23 protein-coding genes and 4 tRNA genes are annotated in these 26,879 nt (G+C 50.0%); 18 read left to right on the top strand and 9 right to left on the bottom strand.

From position 1 onward, the window contains the following. Position 1 precedes the first annotated feature (1 nt). Positions 2–472, bottom strand: coding sequence for a zinc ribbon-containing protein (locus tag AC6R0S_RS13990; protein WP_487903195.1), 471 nt, complete (start codon positions 470–472; stop codon positions 2–4). Between the two features lie 129 nt (positions 473–601). On the opposite strand from AC6R0S_RS13990, the gene leuS reads away from it, so the two are divergent. From leuS to AC6R0S_RS13925, 13 genes are all read left to right on the top strand, one after another. Next, positions 602–3,175 (top strand): leucine--tRNA ligase, encoded by a 2,574-nt coding sequence (leuS, locus tag AC6R0S_RS13985; RefSeq protein WP_500638154.1) that lies wholly within the window; start codon positions 602–604, stop codon positions 3,173–3,175. Between the two features lie 157 nt (positions 3,176–3,332). Continuing rightward, positions 3,333–3,953 (top strand): LPS-assembly lipoprotein LptE, encoded by a 621-nt coding sequence (locus AC6R0S_RS13980; RefSeq protein ID WP_334555146.1) that lies wholly within the window; start codon positions 3,333–3,335, stop codon positions 3,951–3,953. A gap of 20 nt (positions 3,954–3,973) precedes the next feature. Next, positions 3,974–4,987: a DNA polymerase III subunit delta gene (gene holA, locus AC6R0S_RS13975; RefSeq protein ID WP_487903192.1), complete on the top strand. Its 1,014-nt coding sequence runs from the start codon at positions 3,974–3,976 to the stop codon at positions 4,985–4,987. A gap of 96 nt (positions 4,988–5,083) precedes the next feature. Next, a complete protein-coding gene (gene rsfS / locus AC6R0S_RS13970) occupies positions 5,084–5,401 on the top strand; it encodes a ribosome silencing factor (RefSeq protein WP_334555144.1) in 318 nt (105 codons plus the stop codon). Between the two features lie 3 nt (positions 5,402–5,404). Then, positions 5,405–5,875 carry a 23S rRNA (pseudouridine(1915)-N(3))-methyltransferase RlmH gene (rlmH, locus tag AC6R0S_RS13965; protein ID WP_500633903.1) on the top strand — a complete coding sequence of 157 codons (471 nt, stop codon included), beginning with the start codon at positions 5,405–5,407 and terminating at the stop codon, positions 5,873–5,875. Between the two features lie 7 nt (positions 5,876–5,882). After that, positions 5,883–7,769, top strand: coding sequence for a penicillin-binding protein 2 (mrdA, locus tag AC6R0S_RS13960; RefSeq protein ID WP_500638153.1), 1,887 nt, complete (start codon positions 5,883–5,885; stop codon positions 7,767–7,769). Further along, complete coding sequence (gene rodA, locus AC6R0S_RS13955; RefSeq protein WP_487903190.1) at positions 7,769–8,890, top strand: rod shape-determining protein RodA; 1,122 nt, start codon at positions 7,769–7,771, stop codon at positions 8,888–8,890. The genes mrdA and rodA overlap by 1 nt, the downstream gene beginning before the upstream one ends. Before the next feature lie 2 nt (positions 8,891–8,892). Continuing rightward, positions 8,893–9,669 (top strand): septal ring lytic transglycosylase RlpA family protein, encoded by a 777-nt coding sequence (locus AC6R0S_RS13950; RefSeq protein ID WP_334555140.1) that lies wholly within the window; start codon positions 8,893–8,895, stop codon positions 9,667–9,669. Positions 9,670–9,759: 90 nt separating this feature from the next. Further along, complete coding sequence (locus AC6R0S_RS13945) at positions 9,760–10,938, top strand: serine hydrolase (protein WP_500626577.1); 1,179 nt, start codon at positions 9,760–9,762, stop codon at positions 10,936–10,938. A gap of 191 nt (positions 10,939–11,129) precedes the next feature. Further along, positions 11,130–11,408 (top strand): DUF493 family protein YbeD, encoded by a 279-nt coding sequence (gene ybeD / locus AC6R0S_RS13940; RefSeq protein ID WP_334555138.1) that lies wholly within the window; start codon positions 11,130–11,132, stop codon positions 11,406–11,408. A 178-nt stretch (positions 11,409–11,586) separates the two neighbouring features. Then, complete coding sequence (gene lipB / locus AC6R0S_RS13935; RefSeq protein WP_334555137.1) at positions 11,587–12,237, top strand: lipoyl(octanoyl) transferase LipB; 651 nt, start codon at positions 11,587–11,589, stop codon at positions 12,235–12,237. Between the two features lie 25 nt (positions 12,238–12,262). Next, entirely contained in the window at positions 12,263–13,228 is a 966-nt protein-coding gene (gene lipA / locus AC6R0S_RS13930; RefSeq protein WP_334555136.1) for a lipoyl synthase, read from the top strand. A gap of 174 nt (positions 13,229–13,402) precedes the next feature. Beyond that, positions 13,403–13,714, top strand: a complete 312-nt coding sequence (locus tag AC6R0S_RS13925) for a hypothetical protein (RefSeq protein WP_487903210.1) — start codon at positions 13,403–13,405, stop codon at positions 13,712–13,714. Positions 13,715–13,818: 104 nt separating this feature from the next. Here the strand turns inward: AC6R0S_RS13925 and glyA are convergent, their stop codons facing one another. Beyond that, the gene (glyA, locus tag AC6R0S_RS13920; RefSeq protein ID WP_487903188.1) at positions 13,819–15,069 is read right to left on the bottom strand and encodes a serine hydroxymethyltransferase; all 1,251 of its coding nucleotides are present in this window, start codon (positions 15,067–15,069) and stop codon (positions 13,819–13,821) included. Positions 15,070–15,506: 437 nt separating this feature from the next. Here glyA and AC6R0S_RS13915 point away from each other — a divergent pair, with 437 nt between their 5' ends. Then, positions 15,507–16,106: a DUF6198 family protein gene (locus AC6R0S_RS13915; protein WP_487903187.1), complete on the top strand. Its 600-nt coding sequence runs from the start codon at positions 15,507–15,509 to the stop codon at positions 16,104–16,106. Between the two features lie 45 nt (positions 16,107–16,151). Here AC6R0S_RS13915 and vexH read toward each other — a convergent pair whose 3' ends face one another. After that, positions 16,152–19,262 carry a vibriobactin export RND transporter permease subunit VexH gene (gene vexH, locus AC6R0S_RS13910; protein ID WP_500638152.1) on the bottom strand — a complete coding sequence of 1,037 codons (3,111 nt, stop codon included), beginning with the start codon at positions 19,260–19,262 and terminating at the stop codon, positions 16,152–16,154. Further along, entirely contained in the window at positions 19,262–20,332 is a 1,071-nt protein-coding gene (locus AC6R0S_RS13905) for an efflux RND transporter periplasmic adaptor subunit (protein ID WP_500630696.1), read from the bottom strand. Before AC6R0S_RS13905 ends, vexH begins: the two co-directional genes overlap by 1 nt. 267 nt (positions 20,333–20,599) lie before the next feature. Here AC6R0S_RS13905 and AC6R0S_RS13900 point away from each other — a divergent pair. The 4 genes from AC6R0S_RS13900 (at position 20,600) to AC6R0S_RS13885 (ending at position 21,139) form a co-directional block, all read left to right on the top strand. Beyond that, positions 20,600–20,684 (top strand) — tRNA-Tyr (locus tag AC6R0S_RS13900). Between the two features lie 67 nt (positions 20,685–20,751). After that, positions 20,752–20,836: transfer RNA gene (locus AC6R0S_RS13895), tRNA-Tyr, on the top strand. Positions 20,837–20,903: 67 nt separating this feature from the next. Then, a tRNA-Tyr gene (locus tag AC6R0S_RS13890) sits at positions 20,904–20,988 on the top strand. 66 nt (positions 20,989–21,054) lie between these two features. Continuing rightward, positions 21,055–21,139 (top strand) — tRNA-Tyr (locus AC6R0S_RS13885). Between the two features lie 197 nt (positions 21,140–21,336). Here AC6R0S_RS13885 and treC read toward each other — a convergent pair. The 5 genes from treC to gmhB all read right to left on the bottom strand — a co-directional run bounded on the left by treC (position 21,337) and on the right by gmhB (position 26,709). Then, complete coding sequence (gene treC, locus AC6R0S_RS13880) at positions 21,337–23,031, bottom strand: alpha,alpha-phosphotrehalase (RefSeq protein WP_500638151.1); 1,695 nt, start codon at positions 23,029–23,031, stop codon at positions 21,337–21,339. A gap of 72 nt (positions 23,032–23,103) precedes the next feature. Beyond that, positions 23,104–24,528 carry a PTS trehalose transporter subunit IIBC gene (gene treB, locus AC6R0S_RS13875; RefSeq protein WP_500638150.1) on the bottom strand — a complete coding sequence of 475 codons (1,425 nt, stop codon included), beginning with the start codon at positions 24,526–24,528 and terminating at the stop codon, positions 23,104–23,106. Positions 24,529–24,737: 209 nt separating this feature from the next. After that, entirely contained in the window at positions 24,738–25,685 is a 948-nt protein-coding gene (gene treR, locus AC6R0S_RS13870; RefSeq protein WP_500631713.1) for a trehalose operon repressor TreR, read from the bottom strand. A 66-nt stretch (positions 25,686–25,751) separates the two neighbouring features. Beyond that, complete coding sequence (locus AC6R0S_RS13865; protein ID WP_500633909.1) at positions 25,752–26,084, bottom strand: MliC family protein; 333 nt, start codon at positions 26,082–26,084, stop codon at positions 25,752–25,754. Between the two features lie 73 nt (positions 26,085–26,157). Then, positions 26,158–26,709 carry a D-glycero-beta-D-manno-heptose 1,7-bisphosphate 7-phosphatase gene (gmhB, locus tag AC6R0S_RS13860; protein WP_500626569.1) on the bottom strand — a complete coding sequence of 184 codons (552 nt, stop codon included), beginning with the start codon at positions 26,707–26,709 and terminating at the stop codon, positions 26,158–26,160. Between the last annotated feature and the right edge of the window lie 170 nt (positions 26,710–26,879).

Genomic DNA, 26,879 nt, shown 5'->3' with positions numbered 1-26,879 from the left:
GTTAAGGTTGTAGCGCTTGCCGCGTAAAGCCTTTGCAACCGCATTTAGTACAAGCAATGATAGTAGTGGGGTGGTTGTATTCGGTTTTGTGGCCACAATCGTCACAGACCAACACCCCAAGCCCTATCACCTCACCGGCCTGATAAAGTCCTTGGTGCTCCAAGTCTGTAAATAGCTCCACCCACTCCACTTTGGTTCGATCGGTTATCTCAAGCAAGCCTTGCCAAATCGAGTCTGCAATCATCAGATAGAAAGGGCTGCTTTTCGAGCGGTCATAGTTGTCGGCAAACTCCTTCAAGTCTGATTTGACATAGGCGGAAACCAGCGCCAATTCGTCTTTAGTTAAATCGTTCGCCGCCTCGACCACCTTACCTGATGTCTCTAACACATGGTTGACTTCTTCCGGGCTATGTTTGAGGGCTTCGAGAACATCCTCAAACATCTCCTCATAACCGGCTTTCTGTTTTGCCATGGTGACCTCCTTAGGAATAATCCAGAATTTCCGCTATTGTTGTGCACCTCTCCTTTAGGTATTCTATGACGATCTATTTATGTCTGTTCGAACTGAACTCACAATTTCCAAGATAACCGGATATCATCGATGCAAGAGCAATACAACCCGCAAGATATTGAACAGAAAGTTCAAAAGCACTGGGATGGCAACAAGACCTTTGTTGTAAGTGAAGACCCAAATAAAGAAAAATTCTACTGTCTGTCTATGTTCCCTTACCCAAGTGGTCGTCTACACATGGGTCACGTGCGTAACTACACCATCGGTGATGTGGTCTCTCGTTTCCAACGTCTGCAAGGCAAAAACGTCATGCAGCCTATCGGTTGGGATGCATTTGGTCTTCCGGCTGAAAACGCGGCGGTGAAAAACAACACGGCACCAGCGCCTTGGACTTACGAAAACATCGAATACATGAAGAACCAGCTTAAGCTTCTTGGCTTCGGTTATGACTGGAACCGTGAGTTCGCGACATGTACGCCAGAGTACTACCGTTGGGAACAAGAGTTCTTCACTAAGCTTTATCAAAAAGGCCTCGTTTACAAGAAGACCTCTTCTGTTAACTGGTGTCCAAACGACCAAACCGTTCTTGCCAACGAGCAGGTTGAAGATGGCTGCTGCTGGCGTTGTGACACGCCTGTAGAGCAAAAAGAAATTCCACAGTGGTTCATCAAGATCACTGAATACGCTCAAGAGCTACTAGACGATCTCGACAATCTAGACGGCTGGCCTGAAATGGTGAAAACCATGCAGCGCAACTGGATCGGTCGCTCTGAAGGTGTTGAACTCAAATTTAAAGTCAAGGGTCAACAAGACCTAGAAGTCTACACAACACGCCCTGACACACTCATGGGTGTGACGTACGTGGGCATCGCGGCAGGTCACCCTCTTGCTGCTCTGGCGGCTCAAACCAACCCAGAGCTTGCTGCGTTTATCGATGAGTGTAAGAACAACAAAGTCGCGGAAGCGGAACTGGCGACCATGGAGAAGAAAGGTATGGCGACGGGCCTTACTGCTATTCATCCATTGAACGGTCGTGAAGTGCCAATCTTTGTGGCGAACTTCGTCCTGATGGATTACGGTACAGGTGCAGTTATGGCGGTACCGGCGCACGACCAACGTGACTACGAGTTTGCGACCAAATACGGTCTCGATATCGTACCGGTTATCAAACCCGTTGATGGCAGTGAGCTCGACATCTCTGAAGCGGCCTACACAGAAAAAGGCGTACTGTTCGATTCTGGTGAATTCGACGGTCTAGAATTCCAAGCGGCATTCGACGCAATCGCAGCGAAACTAGAAGCTGAAGGCAAAGGGACTAAAACTGTTAACTTCCGTCTGCGTGACTGGGGTGTATCTCGTCAGCGTTACTGGGGCGCACCAATCCCAATGGTCACCACGGAAGATGGCGAAGTTCACCCTGTCCCTGCTGACCAACTGCCAGTCATTCTTCCAGAAGACGTGGTCATGGACGGCGTAACAAGCCCAATCAAAGCCGACAAAGAGTGGGCGAAGACCACATTCAATGGCGAACCTGCGCTGCGTGAGACAGACACCTTCGATACCTTTATGGAATCATCTTGGTACTACGCGCGTTACTGTTCACCACAAGCGGACGACATCCTTGATCCTGAAAAAGCCAACTACTGGCTACCAGTTGATCAATACGTTGGTGGTATCGAGCACGCGTGTATGCACCTTCTCTACTCTCGCTTCTTCCACAAACTCCTGCGTGATGCTGGTTACGTCACCTCTGACGAGCCGTTCAAGCAACTGCTATGTCAAGGCATGGTACTGGCAGACGCCTTCTACTTTGAGAACGAAAAAGGTGGTAAAGAGTGGGTAGCGCCGACCGATGTGGCTGTCGAACGTGACGGTAAAGGTCGCATTATTTCAGCCAAAGACAACGCGGGCCGTGATGTGACGCACTCAGGCATGATTAAGATGTCTAAATCGAAAAATAACGGCATTGACCCACAAGAGATGGTCGACAAGTACGGCGCTGACACTGTACGTCTATTTATGATGTTTGCCTCGCCAGCCGATATGACATTGGAATGGCAAGAGTCTGGTGTAGAAGGCGCGAACCGCTTCCTGAAACGCGTGTGGAAACTGGTCAATGAGCACACATCAAAAGGCGCAGCTGAAGCAGTGGATGCGTCTTCCTTGTCGGGTGACCAAAAAGCATTGCGTCGTGATGTCCACAAAACCATTGCTAAAGTGACCGATGATGTTGCACGTCGTCAAACTTTCAATACCGCTATTGCGGCGATCATGGAGCTGATGAACAAGCTATCAAAAGCGCCACAAGACTCAGCGCAAGATCGTGCGATTTTGGATGAAGCACTGAAAGCCGTGGTCGTAATGCTTTACCCTATCACTCCGCACATCTGTTTTGAAATGGGCAATGCGCTCAACATCACAGACATCGACAACACGGCTTGGCCACAACATGACGAGAAAGCACTGGTTGAAGACGAGAAACTGATCGTCGTTCAGGTCAACGGTAAACTACGTGCCAAACTCACTGTGGCGGCCAATGCCAGCAAAGAAGAAGTGGAAGCACTCGGTTTAGGTGATGAGAACGTCACCAAGTTCACAGAAGGCTTGACGATTCGTAAAGTGATTTACGTCCCGGGCAAACTTCTCAACATCGTGGCGAACTAATCCCATTAGTTCGAGTCTTAAGCAGGGCCTAGTGCCCTGCTTAACTTCGATGAGCGTTTTATTTTTGACAGAGCGCTCACCGAAGTTATCCAACCACTGTGGTCTATAACACTTTCGTTCATACTATTAGTATTCTCAACCAAAGAGCCGTTCACTCATGCGTCTATTTTCAATCTCATCCGTTAAGCTAACCAGCGCACTGTTGGTTGCCTCGCTTCTTGCTGGTTGTGGTTTCCACTTACGTGGTGATTACTCGGTCCCAGAGGAGCTCGATAAGATGTCATTGACCAGTTACGACAAATACAGCACCTTTACCCGCATGATGAAAGCGCAGCTACGCATGAGTGAAATCGAGATCGTGCCACCGGCGGAAAACATCGCCAATTTGCACCTGATCAGTGAAGGCGTTGGCGAGCGCACCCTCTCGCTTTACCAAAACACGCGTGCGGCGGAGAAAGAGCTCACCTTCCGTGCCTCCTATCGCGTTACCGTGCCCGATCTTGGCACCAAAACCTTCTCTACGAGCGTCACCCGTAGCTACCTGGATAACCCGCTGTCAGCGCTAGCGAAATCGGTTGAACGCGACATGATCGAAGATGAGATGCGCAAACTCGCAGCCACCCAAATCATTCGCCAAATGGCACGCCTTAAAGCCGATATCGAAGCCAACGAAATCGAGCTAGAGAACGAAGAACAAGTACAACTCAAAGCGCAAGAAGAGCAATATCGCGTCAAGACCTTTTACAGCGATGATGCGCCCGCTCCGGTCACTGAGTAATCCCGAGTTCGTTATCGCGCATGAGAATTTTTGCAGATAGGTTAGCTCAGCACCTAAACCACCAACTTGATCCGCTGTTTTTGATATTCGGCAGCGAGCCGCTGCTGATTCAAGAGTCTCGCCAAGCCATACACGCCAAAGCCCGTGAAGCGGGTTTTGAAGAGCGTCACCGCTATACGGTCGACAGCCGCTTTGACTGGGCGCCCGTCTATGATGCGTGCCAAGCGATGAGCCTATTCAGCGCCCGGCAAGTGATCGAGCTGGAACTTCCAGAGTCGGGTGTCAATGCCGCAATGGCCAAAGAACTACTGGCCATTGCCGAGCTTCTTCACAGCGATCTGTTGTTGATCATCATCGGCACCAAACTGACCAAAGCCCAAGAAAACGCCAAGTGGTTTAAGACGCTCAACCAACAGGGATGCTGGGTCAGCTGCGTCACGCCTGATTTAGCCAGATTGCCCCAATTTGTCCAAACTCGCTGCCGCGCCCTAGGCTTGCAGCCGGATGCCGAAGCGACCAAGATGCTTGCTCAGTGGCACGAGGGAAACCTCTTCGCTCTGACGCAAAGCCTAGAGAAACTTGCTCTGCTCTACCCCGATGGCAAGCTGACCTTAGTACGACTTGAAGAGTCGCTGAGCCGTCACAATCACTTCACTGCATTTCATTGGATTGATGCCCTGCTGGCAGGCAAGGCCAATCGCGCCGATCGTATTTTGCGCCAGCTTGAAGCGGAAGACGTCGAGGCTGTGATCCTTGTCCGCACGGTTCAAAAAGAGCTTGAGCAACTACTGGCGATGAAATCTCTGATGCAAACCCTGCCATTGGCGCAAGTGCTGGAACGCTACAAAGTTTGGTCCTCCAAACGTCCGCTCTATTCTAGCGCTTTGCAAAGGTTGGATACTGCGCGCCTTATGCGCCTCCTGCAACTGCTGGCCCAGATTGAACTGACTGCCAAAACGCAATATGAGCAGAGCCCTTGGCCACAAATACATCAACTGAGTCTGGAAATTTGCTTGCCACAAGTGCACATTTGAAATGCGTGGTATACTTCGGCCCCAACAGAATAGGCCGTGCAGAACCCTGTCATCGCCGCTAGCCATACGCTCATCCAAACAAGAGAGGAACAACACTTGCAACTAGAACAGCTTAACGAGTTTCTTGTCGACAAAGCCGACGACATGAAAGCGCAAAACATCACTGTGCTCGACGTACAAGGAAAATCTAGCATTACCGATTTTATGATTGTCTGCACAGGCACGTCGAAGCGTCATGTCTCGTCCATCGCTGATCACGTTGCAAAAGAGTCCAAACTGGCCGGCCTAGTGCCACTCGGTATTGATGGCCAAGATCTAGGTGAATGGGTGGTGCTGGATATGGGTTCAACCATTGTTCACGTCATGCAAGAAGAGCAGCGCGAGCTTTACCAACTGGAAAAACTCTGGAGCTGATCGATGAAACTTCAACTCATCGCAGTCGGCACCAAAATGCCCAAATGGGTAGAAGAGGGATTTCAAGAGTACCGCCGCCGTTTCCCTCACGATATGCCTTTAGAGTTGGTGGAAATTCCAGCAGTAAAACGAGGTAAAAACGCCGACATTGCAAGGATTTTGCAAAAAGAGGGCGAAGCCATGCTCGCCGCCGTGCCAAAAGGCAGCCGAATTGTTACTCTCGATATTCCTGGTAAAAAATGGGACACACCCCAACTTGCAGAACAACTGGAGAGTTGGAAGTTAGATGGTCGTGACGTATCGATTTTGATCGGTGGCCCAGAAGGCTTAGCCCCTGCGTGCAAAGCCGCCGCGGATCAAAGCTGGTCACTGTCCGCGTTAACCTTGCCTCACCCTCTGGTACGCATTGTGATGGCAGAAAGCCTGTACCGAGCGTGGAGCATTACCGCCAACCACCCATATCATCGAGAATAACCAATAGATGTTGCGAAAGCGTAGCCAAATTAGGGATTATCAGGAAGAAGCGCGGCTATTCAAAGGCCGTGCTATTGTCGCTTTCTTAGGCATTGTTGTCATGATGGGGCTACTGGTTGGTAACCTCTACAACATCCAAATCAATCAATACCAAGATTACAAAACTCGATCTAACGACAACCGCATCAAAGTGGTGCCGATCGCCCCCAATCGTGGTTTGATCTATGACAGAAACGGCAAGCTGCTGGCAGAAAACCGCCCAGTATTTAGCCTCGAGATCACCCCAGAGCAAATCGACGATATGGAAGATACCCTGAGTCGATTACAAAGCATCGTCACCATCACAGACGATCAGATTGAACGCTTTGAGCGCGAGCGTCGTCAAACTCGCCGCTTCAAATCAGTGCCGATTCTTACTCAGCTCACTCAAGAACAAGTGGCTAAGTTTTCCGTGCATCAGCACAAGTTTCCTGGTGTCGCCGTGAACGCGGCGCTCAAACGTCACTACCCTTATGGAGAAGTGCTCACTCACGTGATTGGCTACGTCTCTCGAATCAACGATCGTGATATGCAGCGTTTGATACGTGAAGAAAAAGACGCCAATTACCAAGCCACTCGTGACATCGGTAAACTCGGCATCGAGCGCTACTATGAGGACGTACTGCATGGTATTGCCGGCTACCAAGAGGTGGAAGTCAACAGCCGTGGGCGCGTAATTCGTACTTTGAAATACGTGCCACCTGAGCCCGGCAAAGACATCGTGCTCAACCTTGATATCGACTTGCAGCTCTACATCCACGAGTTACTCGCTGACCGACGTGGCAGTGCCGTGGTGCTTGATCCACACGACAATGGCGTGCTCGCTATGGTCTCAAGCCCAAGTTACGATCCTAATGCCTTCGTGCATGGTATTTCAGGCAAAGACTACAACGCGCTATTGACCGATAAGAATCGACCGTTGGTCAACCGCGCGACGCTGGGTATCTACCCGCCAGCATCTACCATCAAACCATTTATGGCTGTCGCGGCGCTGCAAGAGGGTGTCGTCACCCCCTACACCACCCGCAACGATCCTGGCTACTGGAAAATACCCAATTCGAAGACGAAACCTTTTCGTGACTGGTTGCGTTGGGGACATGGCCGCGTGAACATCGTGCAATCGATAGAAGAATCCGTCGATACGTTCTTCTACCAAATCGCTTACGACATGGGCATTGATCGCATCTCTCAATGGATGATGATGTTTGGCTTTGGCGACTATACCGGCATCGATATTCACGAAGAGAGCAAAGCGAACATGCCAACCAGAGAATGGAAAATGGCGAGGCATCGCGTGCCTTGGTATCAAGGTGATACGATTCCTGTTGGTATCGGTCAAGGCTACTGGACCGCAACGCCTATGCAAATTGCCAAGGCGACGTCTGTGCTGGTTAACCGAGGAAAAGTCATCGCCCCGCATCTATTGCGCGCCACCATTGACAATGGTGAAGAGTTTACGAAACATCAACTGGCTGACATCGACACCTACCCACCCATCACTGGCGTGAAGGACAAATTTTGGGAGATGTCGATTGAAGGGATGCGTTTGGTAAACCACGGTAAGAAAGGCACCGCGCGACGCGCCTTTACCAACACAGAATACGTCAGTGGTGGTAAATCCGGTACCGCGCAGGTGTTTGGGCTTGCAGAAGATCAAGAGTACAACGCAGAAGAGCTGGCCGAGCACCTGCGAGATCACGCCTTGTTCACTGGCTTTGCGCCACTGGAGGATCCTGAAGTGATTGTCACCATAGTGCTAGAGAATGCCGGCGGCGGCTCATCACAAGGGGGACCAGTGGTCCGTAGCGTGTTTGATCATGTTCTCGTTGAGAAAAAACAGGAGGCGGCACAGTAATGGATTTCAATCCAGCTACCGGTCAGAACCGGGCGCTTTTTGAGCGCTTTCACCTCGATCTGCCTTTGCTACTTGGTCTACTCGTCTTAATGGGTTTTGGCTTAGTAGTGATGTACAGCGCCAGTGGTCAAAGCCTGGCGATGATGGATCGCCAAGCGATGCGCATGGCGCTGTCACTGGGTGTGATGTTGCTGCTCGCTCAAGTGCCGCCCAGGACCTATGAAGCCTTAGCGCCTGTCATGTTTATCGGCGGCGTTATCCTTTTGTTTGGCGTACTGTTTTTTGGTGAGGCATCTAAAGGCGCGCAGCGCTGGCTCAACTTGGGCTTTGTGCGTTTTCAGCCCTCTGAACTGCTTAAATTGGCGGTGCCGCTGATGGTGGCGCGCTATATCGGTAAACGTGCGCTGCCACCGAGTTTTCAAACCTTGGTTGCATCACTGGTGATGGTGTTCGTCCCAACGATTTTGATCGCTAAACAGCCCGACCTTGGCACCTCGATTCTCATCGCAGCATCGGGAATTTTCGTCATTTTCCTTGCCGGGATCAGTTGGCGCATTATTTTCGCCGCGCTGTGCGCCGTTGGTGGTTTTTTACCGATCTTGTGGTTTTTCCTCATGCGCGAGTATCAGAAAGTTCGCGTGCGCACCCTATTCAATCCAGAATCCGATCCACTTGGCGCGGGCTATCACATCATCCAAAGTAAAATAGCCATCGGCTCAGGCGGAATTAACGGTAAAGGGTGGTTACAAGGTACTCAATCTCAGCTAGAGTTCTTACCCGAGCGCCACACCGACTTTATTTTTGCGGTGATCGCCGAAGAGTGGGGATTGATCGGCATCTTAGTACTGCTCAGTCTCTATCTGTTTATTATTGGTCGAGGTCTGTTTTTAGCGAGTAAAGCCCAAACCGCCTTTGGTCGTATGATGGCAGGCAGTATCGTTTTAAGCTTCTTCGTCTATGTATTTGTCAATATTGGTATGGTGAGTGGCATTTTGCCCGTGGTTGGCGTGCCGTTACCGTTAATCAGCTATGGTGGCACCTCGATGGTGACGCTCATGGCGGGTTTTGGCATATTGATGTCGATCCATACCCATAGAAAAGCATTTTCAAAGGCAACCTAATCATGGCCATTACGCACCCTATTTTCGTCATGTTGGCATCGCTCCTGGTGCTTGCAGGCTGTTCATCCTCCAAACGCTACAGCATCGAGGATGACGTCGCGCCATCGAAACCAATTTCTGTTGACCATATTGAGGATGCACACCCGCAATATGAGCCCTACAGCTTAGGCGGCAATAAAAGTTATACCCTGCGCGGCCAAAGTTATTCGATCATCAAAGAGCCCGAAGGCTTTAAGCAAAAGGGACAAGCCTCTTGGTACGGCAAAAAGTTTCATGGTCATCTCACCTCCAATGGTGAGGTGTACGATATGTACTCAATGACGGCGGCCCATAAAACCTTGCCTCTGCCGAGCTACGTCAAAGTGACCAATTTAGACAATGGCAAAACCACCATCGTCCGCGTCAATGACCGTGGGCCGTTCCATCAGGGACGAATTATCGACCTCAGTTACGCGGCGGCGGTCAAACTAGACGTGGTGAAAACGGGTGTGGCCAATGTGGAGATCGAAGTGATCACCTCAGAAAAGCCGGACTCAGAGCTAAAGAAAAAAAGTCAGCCCAGTTATGTTGTCCAGGTCGCCTCTTCACAACATGAAGATCGCGTGCGAACTTTAGCGCAAGATCTGAGTCAAAAACTGTCGGTGAAAAGCCACGTCACCTCGGGCGATAAAATTCACCGTGTCTTTTTAGGTCCTTTTAAAGACTACTTGCTCACAGAGCAAACATTAGAACAAGTGAAAGAGCTGGGTTACTCCAGCGCCTTTATTCGCAACCAGTAGTCCTCAACCCAGTGTGTGGTCGTCCTTGCACTGGTTTGAGTGATTGTTTCTGTTAACATATGGACAGTGAAAAATAATTCTGACTTTGATATGAAAAAAACAACGCTAACTCAATCTGTTTTTGTCTCTTCCGTTGCACTTTGTGCAACCCTCGCGAATTCAGCGATTGCCTCGCCGATTGTTGTGCCTGACGCGCCGCAAATTGCCGCTAAGGGCTACGTGTTGATGGATTACCATTCAGGCAAAATCCTTGCTGAGAAAGAGATGAATACCAAGCTTTCACCGGCAAGCCTGACCAAGATGATGACCAGCTATGTGATTGGTCAAGAACTTGAACGTGGCAACATCAACCTCAATGATGACGTCACCATCAGCGAAAACGCCTGGGCGAAGAACTTCCCTGAGTCATCAAAAATGTTCATCGAAGTCGGCACCACAGTCAAAGTGGAAGACCTGAACCGTGGCATCATTATTCAATCGGGCAACGACGCCTGTGTCGCGATGGCCGAGCACATTGCAGGTTCTGAGGATGCATTTGTAGACTTGATGAACGCTTGGGCAAACTCACTGGGCATGGACAACACGCATTTCGCTAACGTTCACGGCCTCGATAACCCAAATCTCTACTCCACACCGTATGACATGGCGCTATTGGGCCAAGCCCTAATCCGTGATGTTCCGGAAGAGTACCGCATCTACTCAGAGAAGAGCTACACCTACAACGGCATTACTCAGTACAACCGAAACGGCTTGCTGTGGGATAAAAGTATGAGCGTGGACGGCATTAAAACCGGCCATACCAGCAACGCAGGCTACAGCCTCGTGAGCTCTGCGACCGAAGGAAAAATGCGACTTGTCGCTGTCGTGATGGGCACACAAAGTGCCAATGCGCGCAAATCGGAGAGCAAAAAGCTATTGAGCTACGGTTTCCGCTTCTTTGAAACCGTCGCGCCGCACCAGGCTGGGGAAACCTTTGTCGAAGAGAAGATTTGGATGGGCGACAAAGACACCGTGAAGCTCGGTCTCGATCAAGACACCTTTGTGACTCTACCTCGTGGTCAAGCGAAAGAGCTGAAAGCCAGCTTTGTCCTTGAAAAAGAGCTTGAAGCCCCCATTAACAAGGGTGACGTCGTTGGTAAGCTATACTATCAACTTGAAGGCGAAGATGTGGCTGAATACCCACTGCTGGCACTGGAAAGTGTCGAGCAAGGCAGTTTGTTCAGCCGCATGTGGGACTACATAGTGATGCTTTTTAAAAGCTTCCTATAAAGGCTAACCCTACTGTCATGCTTAAAGCCGCCAAGGGCGGCTTTTCTATTTTTATCACTGCAGTCTAATGTGCCCGCGGTCGGTACGCCAACCGCCTAACGTGGCCGTTAATTAGGCTCGGTTGAGGTTTGATGATTTTCGCAGTACTATGCACCGCTGCAAAAATCGACAGTCCAGTTTGGAGTAACAATATGCTGACTATTAATTCGGATGCAAAGCTAAAGGATTTACTCGAGTTCCCTTGCTCATTTACCTACAAAGTCATGGGTCACGCTAAACCTGAGCTACCAGAGAAAGTACTGGAAGTCATCCAGCGTCATGCTCCTGGTGACTATAGCCCAAGTGTAAAACCGAGCGCCAAAGGCAACTACCACTCGGTTTCCGTCAACATCACCGCCACCTCAATTGAACAGGTCGAAACCCTGTACAAAGAACTGGGTGAGATCGACATTGTTCGCATGGTTCTGTAATTATTTTTGATTTATTAAAATTTTTTTGAAAGCAGCGTAAGCTGCTTTCTTTTTAGATATCAGATAGATAATTATTCTAACCAAACTGATAGGTTAAAAATGTGTGGCTAGGTTGTAGTGCCTTTAGCAGAAGCAGTTTATAATCTTTCAACTTTATTAATGGATAACGGGCACAGCTATGCACAACCAGTTGGTGGTCAGACGACTAGGAAGACAAGATTACGAGCCGATTTGGCGCGCAATGCATGACTTCACTGACAGCCGAAACGACGACACCCAAGATGAAGTGTGGCTGGTTGAACACAATCCTGTGTTTACTCAAGGACAAGCGGGAAAAGCAGAGCACTTGCTCAGTACCGGTGATATTCCTGTGGTGCAAAGCGATCGTGGCGGGCAAGTGACCTACCATGGCCCTGGTCAGTTAGTGGCGTATTTTCTGATTAACCTACGGCGCAAAAAACTCGGCGTGCGTGATTTGGTCACACATATCGAAAACCTCGTTATCCAAACGCTCAAAGCGTACAACATTGAATCCAACGCGCGCCCTGATGCACCTGGCGTGTATGTCGACGGACGTAAAATCTGTTCGTTGGGACTGCGAATCCGCAAAGGCTGCTCGTTTCATGGCCTAGCGCTCAATGTCGATATGGATTTGTCGCCTTTCCTGCGCATTAACCCCTGTGGCTATGCCGGAATGGAAATGGTGCAGGTTCGTCAGCTAAACACAGCGGCCTCTCTCCCTGACGTTGAAGAGTCGCTGATAAAAGAGCTCGTTACTTTACTTGGTTATGATCAAGTTGAATTTAGCACCACACGAGTAACGCCATAAAAAGTAAAGAGAAGTAAAGAGAAGCATGAGTAAACCGATTCAAATGGAAAAAGGCGTTAAGTATCGCGACGCTGACAAAATGGCCCTGATCCCTGTCAAGAACATGCCGACTGAGCAGAAGGAAGTCCTGCGTAAGCCTGAGTGGATGAAGATCAAGCTGCCTTCAGACAGTCAACGAATTCAAGACATCAAGTCAGCGATGCGCAAAAACAACCTGCACTCCGTTTGTGAAGAAGCCTCGTGTCCAAACCTGGCCGAGTGTTTTAACCACGGCACCGCCACCTTTATGATTCTTGGCGCGATTTGTACTCGCCGCTGTCCATTCTGCGATGTGGCCCACGGTCGACCTCTTGCGCCAGAAGCCGAAGAACCGAAAAAATTAGCGAAAACCATCGCCGACATGAAACTCAAATACGTGGTGATCACCTCGGTGGATCGCGATGATCTGCGTGATGGTGGTGCTCAGCACTTTGCCGATTGTAACCGCGAGATTCGCGCACTCAATCCGCACATTCGTATTGAAACCTTAGTGCCGGATTTCCGTGGCCGCATGGATGTCGCGCTGGATCTACTCAAAGACAATCCACCCGATGTTTTCAACCATAACCTTGAAACCGCGCCACGTCTTTACCGTAAAGCGCGCCCGGGTGCGAATTACAAGTGGTCACTTGAGCTGCTACGCAAGTTTAAAGAGCAGCATCCAGATGTCCCGACTAAGTCAGGCTTGATGATGGGTCTGGGTGAAACCAAAGAAGAGATCGTCGAAGTACTTAAAGATTTGCGTGCGCACGGCGTGACCATGCTCACGCTAGGTCAGTACCTTGCGCCAAGCCGCCACCACTTACCAGTGGAACGTTACGTGCCGCCATCAGAGTTTGATGAGTTGAAAGAGATTGCTCTAGAGCTTGGCTTTACTCACGCAGCGTGTGGTCCTTTTGTTCGCTCTTCCTACCATGCCGACCTTCAAGCGCAAGGCATTGAAGTCAGCTAACAAAGCGTAAAACCCATCGAATTTATCTAGGCTGGCCGAAAGGTCAGCCTTTTTATTGGCCCAACTTATTGCCTCAAATAATCACCCCAAAGCTTGAATGCCTTAGAGAGATTCTCTAAGCTAATGAAAAGATTATGAATCAAAGGGAATACGATGAAACTGACTGCACTTAGCATGGCCGCGATTGCCGTTGTCACAATCACCTCTGGCTGCGCCTCCAATACCAAACAAGACAACTTTCGTGAAGCCTCCTTTGAGCTGTGCAATACCGAGGTCGATCTCTATTCAGTCAGCGATGACGGCCGTGTACGTATTATTTGTTCCGACGGGTCTAAATTTGCGCTAGACAGCGAGAACACGCTGGAAACCATGCGCGACATCAACATTGATTACTGCGACGGTGAAGGGCTCGGCAAGTTCAGCGAAAGCAGCAAGTACTACTCCTTCAAGTGTAAATCTGGCACCCTACTCAGCATCTCTAAATAACCCTTAAACGCAAAAACGCCCTTTATGTATTCACATAAAGGGCGTTTTTCTTTGTTTCGCTCAGCCGTCGCTCTGCAAAACAGGCTCGATATCGAACGGTGAGATTACGCGTAAACAGGTAGACGCTTACAGATCTCTAGCACCTTCGCTTTCGTCGCTTCAATCACTTCTTCGTTACCGATGTTATCCAGCACGTCACACATCCAGTTCGCGAGCGCTTTCGCATCTTCTTCACTGAAACCGCGGCGAGTGATCGCTGGTGTACCCACACGAATACCCGAGGTCACAAACGGGCTGCGAGGGTCATTCGGAACTGAGTTTTTGTTGACGGTGATGTTGGCTGCGCCTAGTGCCGCATCCGCATCTTTACCTGTGATGTCTTTGTCAATCAAGTCGACCAAGAACAGGTGGTTCTCTGTACCGTTAGACACGATTTTGTAACCGCGCTCTTGGAACTGAGCCACCATCGCTTTGGCATTTTTCACCACGCGACCTTGGTACGCTTTAAATTCAGGCTCCATCGCTTCTTTAAACGCCACCGCTTTACCCGCGATAACGTGCATTAGAGGACCACCTTGACCACCAGGGAAGACCGCTGAATTCAGCTTCTTGTACATCTCCTCGCCAGCGTTAGACAGGATAAGGCCACCGCGTGGACCCGCTAGGGTTTTGTGTGTCGTGGTCGTCACAACGTGCGCGTGAGGCACTGGCGTTGGGTATTCGCCCGCAGCAATCAGACCCGCAACGTGCGCCATGTCGACAAATAGGTACGCGTCCACTTTGTCTGCGATGTCACGCATGCGTTTCCAATCAACGATTTGAGAGTACGCAGAGAAACCGCCAATGATCATCTTAGGCTTGTGCTCAAGTGCTAGCGCTTCCATTTCGTCGTAGTTGATTTGGCCCGCTTCATCAATGCCGTAAGGAATGACGTTGTAGTGCTTACCAGAGAAGTTAACAGGAGAACCGTGCGTTAGGTGACCACCGTGTGCCAAGCTCATGCCCAAGACCGTATCGCCTGGGTTAAGTAGCGCCATGTAAACAGCACTGTTGGCTTGTGAACCTGAGTGAGGCTGTACGTTCGCGTATTCACAACCAAATAGCTGACAAGCACGATCAATCGCTAGCGCTTCTGCTTTATCGACGTACTCACAACCACCGTAGTAACGCTTGCCTGGGTAGCCTTCTGCATATTTGTTGGTGAGCTGAGAGCCCTGAGCTTCCATTACACGTGGGCTGGTGTAGTTTTCTGAAGCAATCAGTTCAATGTGCTCTTCCTGGCGAAGAGTTTCTTCTTGGATAGCTGCGAACAGTTCCGCATCGTAATCTGCGATGTTCATATCACGCTTTAGCATCTGTATCTCCTGACTCAGATTAAGACTTAAATTGGCAAAAAAACCGACTTACGACCCTGAGAATAACGTTTTTACGCTGACGCAAACGTTTGCATCGGGTTAATGACGCGCATTCTACATAATTTGATCTGGGTCATAAAGAGAAAAATACACTTTTTCTCATGCAGTTTTTTCATAATGTTTTACGAAGATTCTCATACGCGACATAACGTCAATCAATCACTTTGTCTGAATCCTACTCTGCTTGCACAATAAACAGAGATCTCAGCCACCGATGCTCAACCCAGTTAACGTCGATCATGAGTGTCAATTTTCTCCTTTACACCCCGTAAAACAGTGATTACATAGGTTTACCTTAAATTTCCTTCTCAAGCTACCGAAAACCTAATTTTTTCACTAGTATGCGCGCCATTATTTCCGATGAAAGTTTCAAATTGATGGAAAAACACTCACGTAAAGAAGATTGGATCGCGATTCTCACCGGGACATTTCTTGTCGCTCAAGGGGTATTCTTTCTACAATCCGCTCAGCTACTCACTGGCGGTACAACAGGTCTAGCTCTGTTGGTCAGCCAATTCAGCACTTGGTCATTCGGTACACTCTACTTTGCCATGAACCTGCCATTTTACGCGCTCGCTTGGCAGCGGTTTGGCGCTCGGTTTGCGGTCAATAGTGCCATTTCAGGTGCTCTGGTCTCCATTTTCGCTGACCACCTCTATTTAGTGATAAAACTGGAGACCATTAATGAGATTTACTGTGCGCTGGCGGGGGGCTTGCTGATGGGGCTCGGGATGCTGATCCTATTTCGTCACCGCTCAAGCCTTGGCGGTTTCAACGTGCTCTGTTTATGGATTCAAGATCGATTCGCTATCTCAGTGGGTAAAACTCAGTTGGCGATTGATGTGCTGATTTTAGTCGCTTCGTTCTTCTTTGTGACGCCTTACATCATTGGCTTGTCGATTTTGGGCGCTTTTTTGCTCAACCTCGTGCTCGCTATGAACCACAAACCGACGCGCTACACCGTTCAATACCGTTAAAAAATACCGCTAAAAAAACAGCCCGCGAACGTGCGGGCTGAGTCATTAATGCGCTTTACGCACCGTGACGTCTTGGCTGAGCTCTTTGTTGAGCTCCGCTTCAACATGGCCCGGTGAGCGCGTGTTGGCCGAGATCAATCGGTACATAGCCGGAATGACAAACAAGGTCACTAAGGTGGCAAACGCCATACCAAAGAAGATCACCGTACCGACCGCAACGCGACTTTCATAGCCAGCGCCTGTCGAGAGTATCAATGGGATAGCGCCCGCTAGCGTGGTGAACGCCGTCATCATAATCGGGCGAAGACGACGCGCCGCCGCATCAACAATCGCTTGCTCAAATTCAAACCCGCGGTCTCGAAGCTGGTTCGCGAACTCGACGATCAAAATACCGTTTTTGGTCACCATACCAATCAACATGATCATGCCAATCTGGCTGTAGATGTTCATCCCCTCGCCCATAATCACCAGACCTAGGAAGCCACCAAACACGCCCATCGGCACGGTAAACATCACCACCAACGGGTTGATAAAGCTTTCAAACTGCGCCGCCAACACCAAATACGCCACCAGCAAGGCCAAACCAAACACCATCAATATGCTCGACTGATTCTCTTTGTAGTCTTTTGACTCACCCGAGTAACTGACCGAAATATCCCCTGGCAGCAGCTCTACCGCTTGCTGATCAAGAAAGTCCAGCGCCTCACCTAAGGTGTAGCCGTCCGACAGGTTGGCAGTGATGGTGATTGCTTTTTGCTTGTTGTAGTGAGACAGGCGTGTGGATGACGCCACCTCTTCAATCTTAGTCAAGGCATCGAGCGTCACTAGCTCACCACCCGAGGTACGCATGTAGATTTGGCTCAAATCCGCGGCATTGTTGAAACTGTTTTCATCACCGCGTAAATAGACGTCGTACTCTTCACCGCGTTCCACAAAGGTGGTTTCGCTTTTGCCGCCCAGCATGATCTCAAGAGTGTCTGAGATATCCTGAACGCTGATCCCAAGCTCTGCCGCGCGTTGACGGTCAACCGAGACTACCAACTCTGGTGTACGCTCAGAGTAGTTAATGTCTGCCCCTTCCATATACGGGGACGCTTCGGCGATCGCTTCAAGTTTTTCCGCCCACGTTTTTAGTTCAGAGTAATCCGAACCACCCAGCACAAATTGCACTGGCTCGCTCGAACCGCCTCTAAAGCCTGGCATAAACGGGAATACGCGCACATCGGCGATTCCTGATAGGGCTTTACGCACCTCACCCAGCGCCTCTTGTGCGGTGATGTCACGGTCATTCCAATCTTCCAGAATCATGATAACAAAACCGGTTTGGTCACCGGCATTGCCGCCAAACGCAGGCGATTGAATACTGAACGACTTCAAGAAGCCTTGTCCAAGAAGAGGCAGCAAACGCTTTTCGATGATGTCCATGTTCGCCGCCATGCGGTTGTAACTGGTCGCATCCGCGCCACGCGCAAAAGCAAAAATGACCCCGCGGTCTTCTGAGGGGGTGAGCTGTGCGGGCACTTGTTGCATCAAGCCCCAACTGCCGCCAATACAAGCCATGATCACCAGAGGTGCGGCCCATTTCCACTTCAATGCGCCACGCAGCAGAGCACGGTACGCCGATTCGAGGCGGGCAAACATGCGATCAACAAACAGATTGAAACGATTCGGTTTGACGTTGGCTTTCAAGAGATGGCTGCCAAGCACCGGAGTCAGCGTTAATGCCACCAGTGACGAGAAGATCACTGACATCGCCAGCAACACGGAGAACTCGGTAAACAGAAGCCCTACCATGCCATCCATAAAGGAGATCGGCAAAAACACCATCACCAATACCAAGGTGGTGGCAATGACCGCAAAGCCGACCTCACGCGTGCCTTTATACGCCGCAAGCAGTGGCTTCTCACCTTGCTCGATATGGTGGAAGATGTTTTCCACCACTACTATGGCATCATCCACCACCAGGCCAATTGACAAAATCAGCGCCATCAGCGTGATCAAGTTGATGGAAAAACCAAAATAGTACGCAGCGATAAACGAAGAAATCAGTGAAACGGGCACAGTGACGGCCGGGATCAAGGTCGCTCTCGCTTGGCCAATAAAGATGTACAACACTAAAATCACCAAACCACCCGTGATAAATAGCGTGTTGTAAACCTCGGAGATAGAACGTTCAATAAAGACCGTTGAATCGTAGTCAATCGCCAAACGGGTGCCTGCTGGTAGAAACTGCTGAATATTGTCGACCTCTTTGTGGACCAAAGTCGCCACATCTAAGGGGTTCGCATCCGACTGCGGCACAATGCCCATGCTGACGTTAACCACACCGTCGCTTTTAAAAGTCGAGTTTTCATTCTCGGCACCAATAAAGACATCGGCGACATCTTTTAGATAGATGGGCGTATTGTCGCTGGCGCGTTTGACCACCAGGTATTCAAAATCTTCGGCCTGATTGTAGCTGCGCGCGGTACGCACTGACATGACGATCTGATCGTTACGTACCTCGCCGCCGGGGCTTTCAATGTTTTCACTGCGCAGCGCCGAGGTAATGTCCGACGTCGTTACGCCGCGTCCGGCCATAAGCTCTGGCTTGAGCTTAACGTACATCACTTTGTACAAGCCGCCGGAAATATCGACCGAGCTCACCCCTGTGATCAAGCTGAAACGGTCGAGCAATACCCGCTCAACGTAGTCCGTCAACTGGGTGCGATCCATCTCAGACGAGCTTAGGTTTATGTAAAGTGACGCCTCACCGGAACCATTGTTCTTAAACACCACAGGATCGTCGGCTTCGTCCGGCAAAGAGCGCTGGGCGCGCGCCACCGCATCACGCACATCACTCACCCCGGTGTTGAGGTCATACCCCAACTCAAACGTAATAGTAATGCGCGACATCCCGTTGCGCGTGGTCGAGGAGATCTCATCAATACCGCTAATACCCGAGAGCTGATCTTCCAACACTGAGGTAATCTGGCTTTCAATGATGGTGGCGGACGCGCCACTGTAGCGAGTGCTGATCGACACCACAGGGTTTTCGATGTCAGGCATTTCACGCACCGCCAGTTTGCTAAACGACACAATGCCAAACACACACAGCAGCAAGCTCAGTACGATGGCGGCAACCGGTCTTTTAACCGATACATCGGATAACAGCATCAGTTCGCCCCTTCTTGTGCTGCACGCTCAACCTGGCTTTTGAGCGGCTTACCATCCGGCCCAAGCTCACTCACGGTCACGCCATCACGCATGTTAACAATGCCCTGCACCACGATCTTCTCACCGATGTCGAGTCCTTGTTCAATCACCACTTGGTTGCCAATGCGCGCGCCGAGTAAAACTTCGGTTCGGGTGGCCTTACCCTGCTCATCGATGACGTAGACAAAACGCTTCGTACCGGAATATTCAAGCGCTTGTACTGGAATAATGGGCGCTTCAATCGGCGGAAAGTCCATCTCTGCGGAAACCAGCATGCCGGGTTTGAGCAGGTTGTCTGGGTTATCAAAGTGAATACGTACACGCAGGTTCAAGGTTTCCGCATTGATGCGCGAATCGATACCGATCACCTCGCCTTCAAACACGCGACCTTGCCATGCCGCGTTGGTCGCTTTGACCTTCATACCACGTGAAATCTGCGATAAATAGCGCTCTGGCACTTGAAGGTCTAACTGCATCACGGTGAGGTCGTCGAGCGTCAGCAGCTCTGAGCCAACGCTGACCAATTTGCCGCGACTGAAATCAATAAAGCCAACCGTACCGGAAAAAGGAGCACTAATATGGAGGTCATTCAGATTGGCATTGGCAGCGTCGAGGCGCGCTTTGGCAATATCGACGCTCGCTTTTTGCGCGTCGATTTCGGTTTGCGTAATGGCGTTACGTGACACCAAACGCTCAAATTCTTTGAGTTTACGCTGCTCATCTTTGAGGTAAGCCTGCGCTTCCACCACCGCTGCGCGTGCTTTATCGTCATCAAGCTTAACAAGCAGTTGCCCTTGCTGAACTTCTTGATTCGCCAGCACCGCAATGGTGTCCACTTTGCCAGCCACTTCTGAGGCGATAGTGACCGATTGATCCGCTTTCAGTTTGCCGACCAGAGAAAGAGATTGCGATACTTGATGAATATCCACAGGCTCAGTGATCACACTGATACTCGGACCACGCGCGAACGCGACGGATGTGTTGGCCAACATCGATAATGACAACAGACTTACAAAAATTTTCTTTTTCATGATGATAGTTCAGTCCAATTAAACCCAACTTATTCTAGCGCTTTATACGTAGATACAACGTCAAGTAATGTAAAGAGTGAGAAATAAACAGTAAGAGAAGCGCGACTTTTGTGTCCTTTATGGTGAATAAATTCCGTCTTTGCCCAAAAAGGCACCATTCAGTTCAAAATGCTAAGAAAAGGCTTTACAGCTTGGGCGAGTTTGCTATGATTCGCTCCGCACTTGATTGATGGGTTGGGAAATCATCCGTTAAGTATAAAAATTCCTGGAGGGGTTCCCGAGTGGCCAAAGGGAGCAGACTGTAAATCTGCCGGCACTGCCTTCGATGGTTCGAATCCGTCCCCCTCCACCATATTTGCTCTAACGAGCACGCTTGATTGATGAGTTGGGAAATCATCGGTTAAGGATAAAAAACCCCTGGAGGGGTTCCCGAGTGGCCAAAGGGAGCAGACTGTAAATCTGCCGGCACTGCCTTCGATGGTTCGAATCCGTCCCCCTCCACCATATTCGCTCTAACGAGCACACTTGATTGATGAGTTGGGAAATCATCGGTTAAGGATAAAAACACCCTGGAGGGGTTCCCGAGTGGCCAAAGGGAGCAGACTGTAAATCTGCCGGCACTGCCTTCGATGGTTCGAATCCGTCCCCCTCCACCATATTCGCTCTAACGAGCACGCTTGATTGATGAGTTGGGAAATCATCAGTTAAGGATAAAAATACCTGGAGGGGTTCCCGAGTGGCCAAAGGGAGCAGACTGTAAATCTGCCGGCACTGCCTTCGATGGTTCGAATCCGTCCCCCTCCACCATATTGACGAAAGCCAGCTCATTGAGCTGGCTTTTTTGCATCTATACTTCTGCGCTCCTATACTTCTTCGTTCCTATACTGTCGCGTTCCTTTCCAAACACCGCTTCTTTTTTTCACTTCGCATTTAGCCGATAGAAAAATGCCCTGACAAGCAGGGCAAAAAGCGGGGGTAACGCTCGGTTTGGGTTATCTCTCGCTCTACACTTCGCTGAGAATAATCCGCGTTTCGTATGGCCTTAATACCTGATGACGAGTGACGGGCTGTGAGCAATCGGCTGAATGATCGGCATAATTGCCAAGAAAATAACGCGCCTTGTCGAGCTCGAATGCATCGGGTAACTCGCACTGCGTTTCTTCACCATAGTAGTTGTTCAGACAAATCAGCGTTTGATTGCCATTACGGCGTTGATAACCAAACACGGAAGTGTGGGTAGGATAGAGGTCAAGGTAATCCCCGTCGGTGATCACCGCGATCGCTTTACGCAGTTGAATCAAGCGTTGATAGAAGTAGAACACAGAGTTTTTGTCGGCGACAGCTTGCTCGGCGTTAATTTCTTGGTAGTTGCTGGCGATATCGAGCCAAGGTTGGCCCTTGGAAAATCCTGCATTACGCTCACCATTCCATTGCATTGGCGTGCGAGAGTTGTCACGCGATTTTTGCGCCAAGATGGCTAACATGGCTTGCTCGCTCAGTCCTTGTTGGTTGACCATGATGTCGTACATGTTGATGCTCTCCACATCTCGGTACTGAGAGATCGAGTCATAGTTGGGATTGGTCATGCCAATCTCTTCCCCTTGGTATATGTAAGGGGTGCCCTGCATCATATGGATGGAGGCCGCCAACATCTTTGCCGACTCGACTCGATAGCGGCGATCGTCGCCTAAGCGGCTCACGATACGCGGCTGATCATGATTACACCAAAAGAGCGCGCCCCACCCTTGGCCATTCAGCCCGGTTTGCCAGTGGTTGAATATTTGCTTTAGAGCGAGAAAATCAAACGGTGCATGACTCCACTTCTCACCATTGGGGTAGTCCACTTTGAGATGATGGAAATTAAACACCATCGACAACTCACGGCCATCGAGTGACGAGTACTGCTGACAATGTTCCAGTGTGGTGGACGACATCTCCCCCACTGTCACACTGCCATATTGCTGAAAGACGGCGTCGCTGATCTCTTGTAGATAAGTGTGCACTTTTGGGCCATCGGTGTAAAAGCGGCGGCCATCGCCACACTCATCATTGGGGAAGTCTTGCTGCTTGGAAATCAAATTAATCACATCCAAACGGAAACCATCGACCCCTTTTTTGGCCCAAAAACTGATGATCTCTTTCACTTCAGCGCGCACTTGCGGATTTTCCCAGTTGAGATCCGCTTGCTCCTTCGCAAAGAGATGCAGGTAATACTGCCCTGTTGGCTCATCTAACTCCCATGCGCTGCCGCCAAATTTGGATTGCCAGTTATTAGGCACCTGTCCGTCAACAGGATCTTTCCAGATATAGTAGTCTCGGTACGGGCTGTGTTTATCGCCAAGGGCAGATTGAAACCACGCATGCTCTGTTGACGTGTGGTTCACAACAATATCCATGATGATTCGAATCCCACGCTGATGGGCCTTGGCGAGCAACGCATCAAAATCCGCCATGGTGCCAAACTCGGGATTGATCGCGTAGTAGTCAGAAATATCGTAACCATTGTCGACCATAGGTGATTGATAAACCGGTGTTAACCAGATGGCGTCAACCCCAAGGTGTTTTAGGTAATCCAGCTTAGCGATGATCCCTTGGAGATCACCGGTGCCTTTCGCCCCGCTATCACAAAAACTTTTTGGATAGATTTGATAAATGGTGGCAGTTTTCCACCAATTGGCCTCTTGAGTTGTTCGTGTCATATCACGCCTAAAATTTCAGTAACAAAGAAGGGGCGCTGAGAATAGAGAGCGACCAAGGCCGCTCCGTCAGCGTTATGCGTTCGCAGGCTCAAGTTCGCCTTTAGACTGCGCACGTTTATAGAAGAAGAGTGTCAGCATGGCAGGCAGAGCAATGGCCACCAACATCGCCATCGCGTAAACGCTCCAATACTGGGGCTGGATAGAGAGAATACCCGGCAAGCCGCCGACCCCAATACCGTTCGCCATGACGCCAGCACTGCCACAAATCGCCGCCGCGACCGCACTGCCAATCATCGCGCTTAGCATAGGGAACTTGTACTTTAAGTTGATGCCGTACATAGCAGGCTCAGTCACCCCTAGGTAGGCAGAAATGGCAGCAGGTACAGAGATGTCACGCTCTCCGTGTTTTTTGCTGATCAGGATGATGCCCACTACCGCTGATGCTTGAGCGATATTCGATAGTGCAATCAGCGGCCAAATCGGTGTGCCACCTAATTCTTGCATCAGTTGCAGGTCAACCGCATTGGTGGTGTGGTGGATACCGGTGATCACCAAAGGCGCGTACAAGAAGCCGAATATCATCGAGCCAATCACCGCAAAGTCGCCGGTCATGGCAGCCTTAGCTGCAAACGCGACAGCGTTACCCAACACGCGGCCAAATGGACCAATTAAGGAGTGCGCCAACACGACAGAGAGAATGATGGAGACAAACGGCACCACAACAAGGTAGAGGTAGGAGGGTACGATGCGCTTTAAGTTGGTCTCAATCAACGTCAAGGCGACACCAGCCAACATCGCGGGGATCACCTGCGCTTGATACCCGACCTTTTCAATCACAAACAGGCCAAAATCCCACGCTTCGGGCACTTGCTTACCGATCAAATACGCGTTCATGAGTTGAGGTGAGACTAAGGTTACCCCGAGCGTGATGCCCAGAATCGGCGTACCACCCAGTTTTTTCACCGTTGACCAACACACACCCACCGGTAGGAAGAAGAAAATCGCTTCGCCAATCAACCACAGGAAGCTGTGCACCGTGGCCCAAAACTGGCTGATTTGCGTTAATGTTTGGCCATCAAACATCCGGATGTCGCCAATCACATTGCGGAAACCTAAAATCAGACCACCGGTGATGATCGCAGGCAGCAGCGGAACAAAGATTTCCGCAAGATGGGAAATGCCGCGCTCAAGCAGGTTCATGTTCTGTCTTGCCGCGAGTTTGGCTTCCTCTTTCGACGCAGCAGATTGACCGGATAGCTCAATCAACACTTTGTAGACTTCATCGACTTCCGTGCCAATCACTACCTGAAACTGCCCGGCATTGGTGAAGCAACCTTTTACCATTGGCAACGCTTCAAGGGCTTTTTCATCGGCTTTACCGGTGTCGTTTAACACAAAGCGTAGCCGCGTCAAACAGTGACTTACACTGGCGATGTTGTCACGTCCACCGACTCGCTCAATCAGACGTTCGACGTCTTGCTTGGCTATCTTACTCATTTCCATGTCCACCCTAATTGGATTCTATTGATGTTAGTCTGCGATTGCAGACATTCAAACTGACTCTGTTTGATTGTTATTATATCCATGGGAACATTCCCATTTATTCGGCATTATAATCCCAAAAAGCGCATGATATTAAAATGGGAACAGTCCCATAAATTGAAAATGATCACACTAAATCAGAAATTGCCAACGGATTCAGATAGTTAAATTTGGATGGGTTGTTGAGTGATGTGAACCTGATCTGAACTACCATTGATCTTATTGATCAATACGTTAGCCGCTTTTTCACCCGCTTGAGCGTAACCAGGGTCGATACTAAAGACATTCGGAAATAGGAAAGAGAGCAGCTCGCTGCCGCCTACGCCTGTCACGTTGACAGAGTCACGACCGAGCTCTTGCAAACGCTTGATAACGCCAAGTGCTAAGGTGTCACTGGCACACACAATCGCGTCGGTGCGCTCTGACAATACCTTATCCACCAACGCATAAGCACTGTCGTGACTGAGCTGACCGGTTTGATAGCAAGGAGCGATCTGGTTGTGCTTACACCAGCTCAAGTAGGCGTCCAAACGCAGTTTACCTGTGGTTTTATCACTGGGATCGACGCCGATAAACGCAATATTTCGGCATGCACGTTGATGGAGGTGATTGAGCGCGTGCGTGATGACGCCTTGGTTGTCGTAGTTGATCGAAGAGACAACGTCCGTCTCCATCGCGATCACCACACAGCGCGCCTGCCACTGCGCTAGACGCGCGACGTCCAAATCACTAAAACCAAAGACGATAACGCCATCCACATTGCGTCTTTTCAACACCTCTAAGTGTTCATTGGTCATCTGGCGATCAAACTGGCTCTCCATGATCACCACGTCGTAGCCTTGTTGATACAAGACGGCAAGCATACTGCTCACTGCCCTGTTTTCTGAAGGGGAGTCAAGACGAGAGATGATCACCCCAACGACTTTTTGTCGCCCACCACGCATCGATTGCGCCGATTTGGACGGCACATAACCCGACTCCTGAATCACTCGCTCCACTTTGGCGCGGGTTTCCGGTTTGACTTTCGGGTCATTGGTCAGCACACGTGAGACGGTCGACTTTCCGACGCCAGACAGCTTGGCAATATCAACAATGGTGAGTTTTTTGCTCATGTTCCTACGTCATTAAAAGCCATGCCAAGGCGAAGGCCTTGGCTATTGAGGTGCAGTAACTTGGATTTAATCAGTGACACATTGGGTAAAGCGCTGATCTTGATAGTTCAAACGCGCTTCGTTGCCTTTAATGGCCAAATTGACAGCCGGCGTCACTTCTTGGCCATCGTCCATTAGCGCGTAGCGGCTGCCCGAACCTGAGGGTAGCTGAGTTAGACGCAGCGATTTGCCCTCTACTTTAACCAGTGCGGTCTCTTCACCAGAAAGGTAAGCGGCTGAAAACTGCTTGCCCTCATCACACTGGTAGGTATGGAACTTTACTGGCGCGCTCGCCTGCTCGCTTTGCGCGCAGCCCAACATCAATCCCGCGACTGCCCACAAGGCTAAATGCTTGTTCATACTCGACTCCTTGAGTGTTTGTGCCCATGACTGCTTGTTGCCCATCAATGGTTTTATTGGTTAACGGTATTTGTTAGTTAACGGTATTTGTTAGATAGTGCGGCACATCGGCAAGACTATCAAGCACCACGCTTGCTAGCGCTTCACCTTGTTCGGTCACCGGTTTGCCTGAGCGGACCAAAATCTTCTGCCCTACCCCCGCGGCCTCTGCCGCCATCAAATCTTGCGCCTTATCACCGACCATGACCGATTTGGCCATATCGATATCGAGAAAGCGCTGCGCTGACTGGAACATCCCCGGCTTTGGCTTACGACATTCGCAATCTCGATCGTCGCCATAATCAGGGTGATGCGGACAGTAATAGAAGCCATCAAACTCGACACCGTGATCGACAAAGTTCCAATCCATCCATTGCGTCAGCGACAAGAAGCGATCTTCGCTAAACTTGCCACGAGCTATACCCGACTGATTGGTCACCAGCACCAATAGGTAGCCCATCTGCTTGAGTTGCTTCGTCGCCTCAAATACGCCATCGATAAACTCGAAATCATGCTCATCATGCACGTAACCGTGGTCAACGTTGATGACGCCATCTCTATCTAGAAAGACTGCTGGTTTTGCCAAAATATGTGTCTCTGTCTGCTGTGTTTGGCTCGAATTATACCTTAAAACGAGCGAATTGCAGCAAGGCGAGCGCTATCGCTTTAGCGCCGGTGAATAAGGCCATTTGCCCGCGTTATTTCTTTCTCATCTATCTCATGACGAAACAATCTCCGCGCAAGAGAGTGAAAAAA

Source organism: Vibrio sp. R15-SG3-ISO1B, assembly GCF_059833835.1.
The sequence above is the reverse complement of the archived record's forward strand: the minus strand, read 5'-3'. Positions and strand labels throughout refer to the sequence as shown.

Coding starts and splice junctions, on each gene's coding strand:
- AC6R0S_RS13990 (WP_487903195.1), bottom strand. CDS start 472: ATGGCAAAACAGAAAGCCGGTTATGAGGAGATGTTTGAGGATGTTCTC.
- leuS (WP_500638154.1), top strand. CDS start 602: ATGCAAGAGCAATACAACCCGCAAGATATTGAACAGAAAGTTCAAAAG.
- AC6R0S_RS13980 (WP_334555146.1), top strand. CDS start 3,333: ATGCGTCTATTTTCAATCTCATCCGTTAAGCTAACCAGCGCACTGTTG.
- holA (WP_487903192.1), top strand. CDS start 3,974: ATGAGAATTTTTGCAGATAGGTTAGCTCAGCACCTAAACCACCAACTT.
- rlmH (WP_500633903.1), top strand. CDS start 5,405: ATGAAACTTCAACTCATCGCAGTCGGCACCAAAATGCCCAAATGGGTA.
- mrdA (WP_500638153.1), top strand. CDS start 5,883: ATGTTGCGAAAGCGTAGCCAAATTAGGGATTATCAGGAAGAAGCGCGG.
- rodA (WP_487903190.1), top strand. CDS start 7,769: ATGGATTTCAATCCAGCTACCGGTCAGAACCGGGCGCTTTTTGAGCGC.
- AC6R0S_RS13950 (WP_334555140.1), top strand. CDS start 8,893: ATGGCCATTACGCACCCTATTTTCGTCATGTTGGCATCGCTCCTGGTG.
- AC6R0S_RS13945 (WP_500626577.1), top strand. CDS start 9,760: ATGAAAAAAACAACGCTAACTCAATCTGTTTTTGTCTCTTCCGTTGCA.
- ybeD (WP_334555138.1), top strand. CDS start 11,130: ATGCTGACTATTAATTCGGATGCAAAGCTAAAGGATTTACTCGAGTTC.
- lipB (WP_334555137.1), top strand. CDS start 11,587: ATGCACAACCAGTTGGTGGTCAGACGACTAGGAAGACAAGATTACGAG.
- lipA (WP_334555136.1), top strand. CDS start 12,263: ATGAGTAAACCGATTCAAATGGAAAAAGGCGTTAAGTATCGCGACGCT.
- AC6R0S_RS13925 (WP_487903210.1), top strand. CDS start 13,403: ATGGCCGCGATTGCCGTTGTCACAATCACCTCTGGCTGCGCCTCCAAT.
- glyA (WP_487903188.1), bottom strand. CDS start 15,069: ATGCTAAAGCGTGATATGAACATCGCAGATTACGATGCGGAACTGTTC.
- AC6R0S_RS13915 (WP_487903187.1), top strand. CDS start 15,507: ATGGAAAAACACTCACGTAAAGAAGATTGGATCGCGATTCTCACCGGG.
- vexH (WP_500638152.1), bottom strand. CDS start 19,262: ATGCTGTTATCCGATGTATCGGTTAAAAGACCGGTTGCCGCCATCGTA.
- AC6R0S_RS13905 (WP_500630696.1), bottom strand. CDS start 20,332: ATGAAAAAGAAAATTTTTGTAAGTCTGTTGTCATTATCGATGTTGGCC.
- treC (WP_500638151.1), bottom strand. CDS start 23,031: ATGACACGAACAACTCAAGAGGCCAATTGGTGGAAAACTGCCACCATT.
- treB (WP_500638150.1), bottom strand. CDS start 24,528: ATGAGTAAGATAGCCAAGCAAGACGTCGAACGTCTGATTGAGCGAGTC.
- treR (WP_500631713.1), bottom strand. CDS start 25,685: ATGAGCAAAAAACTCACCATTGTTGATATTGCCAAGCTGTCTGGCGTC.
- AC6R0S_RS13865 (WP_500633909.1), bottom strand. CDS start 26,084: ATGAACAAGCATTTAGCCTTGTGGGCAGTCGCGGGATTGATGTTGGGC.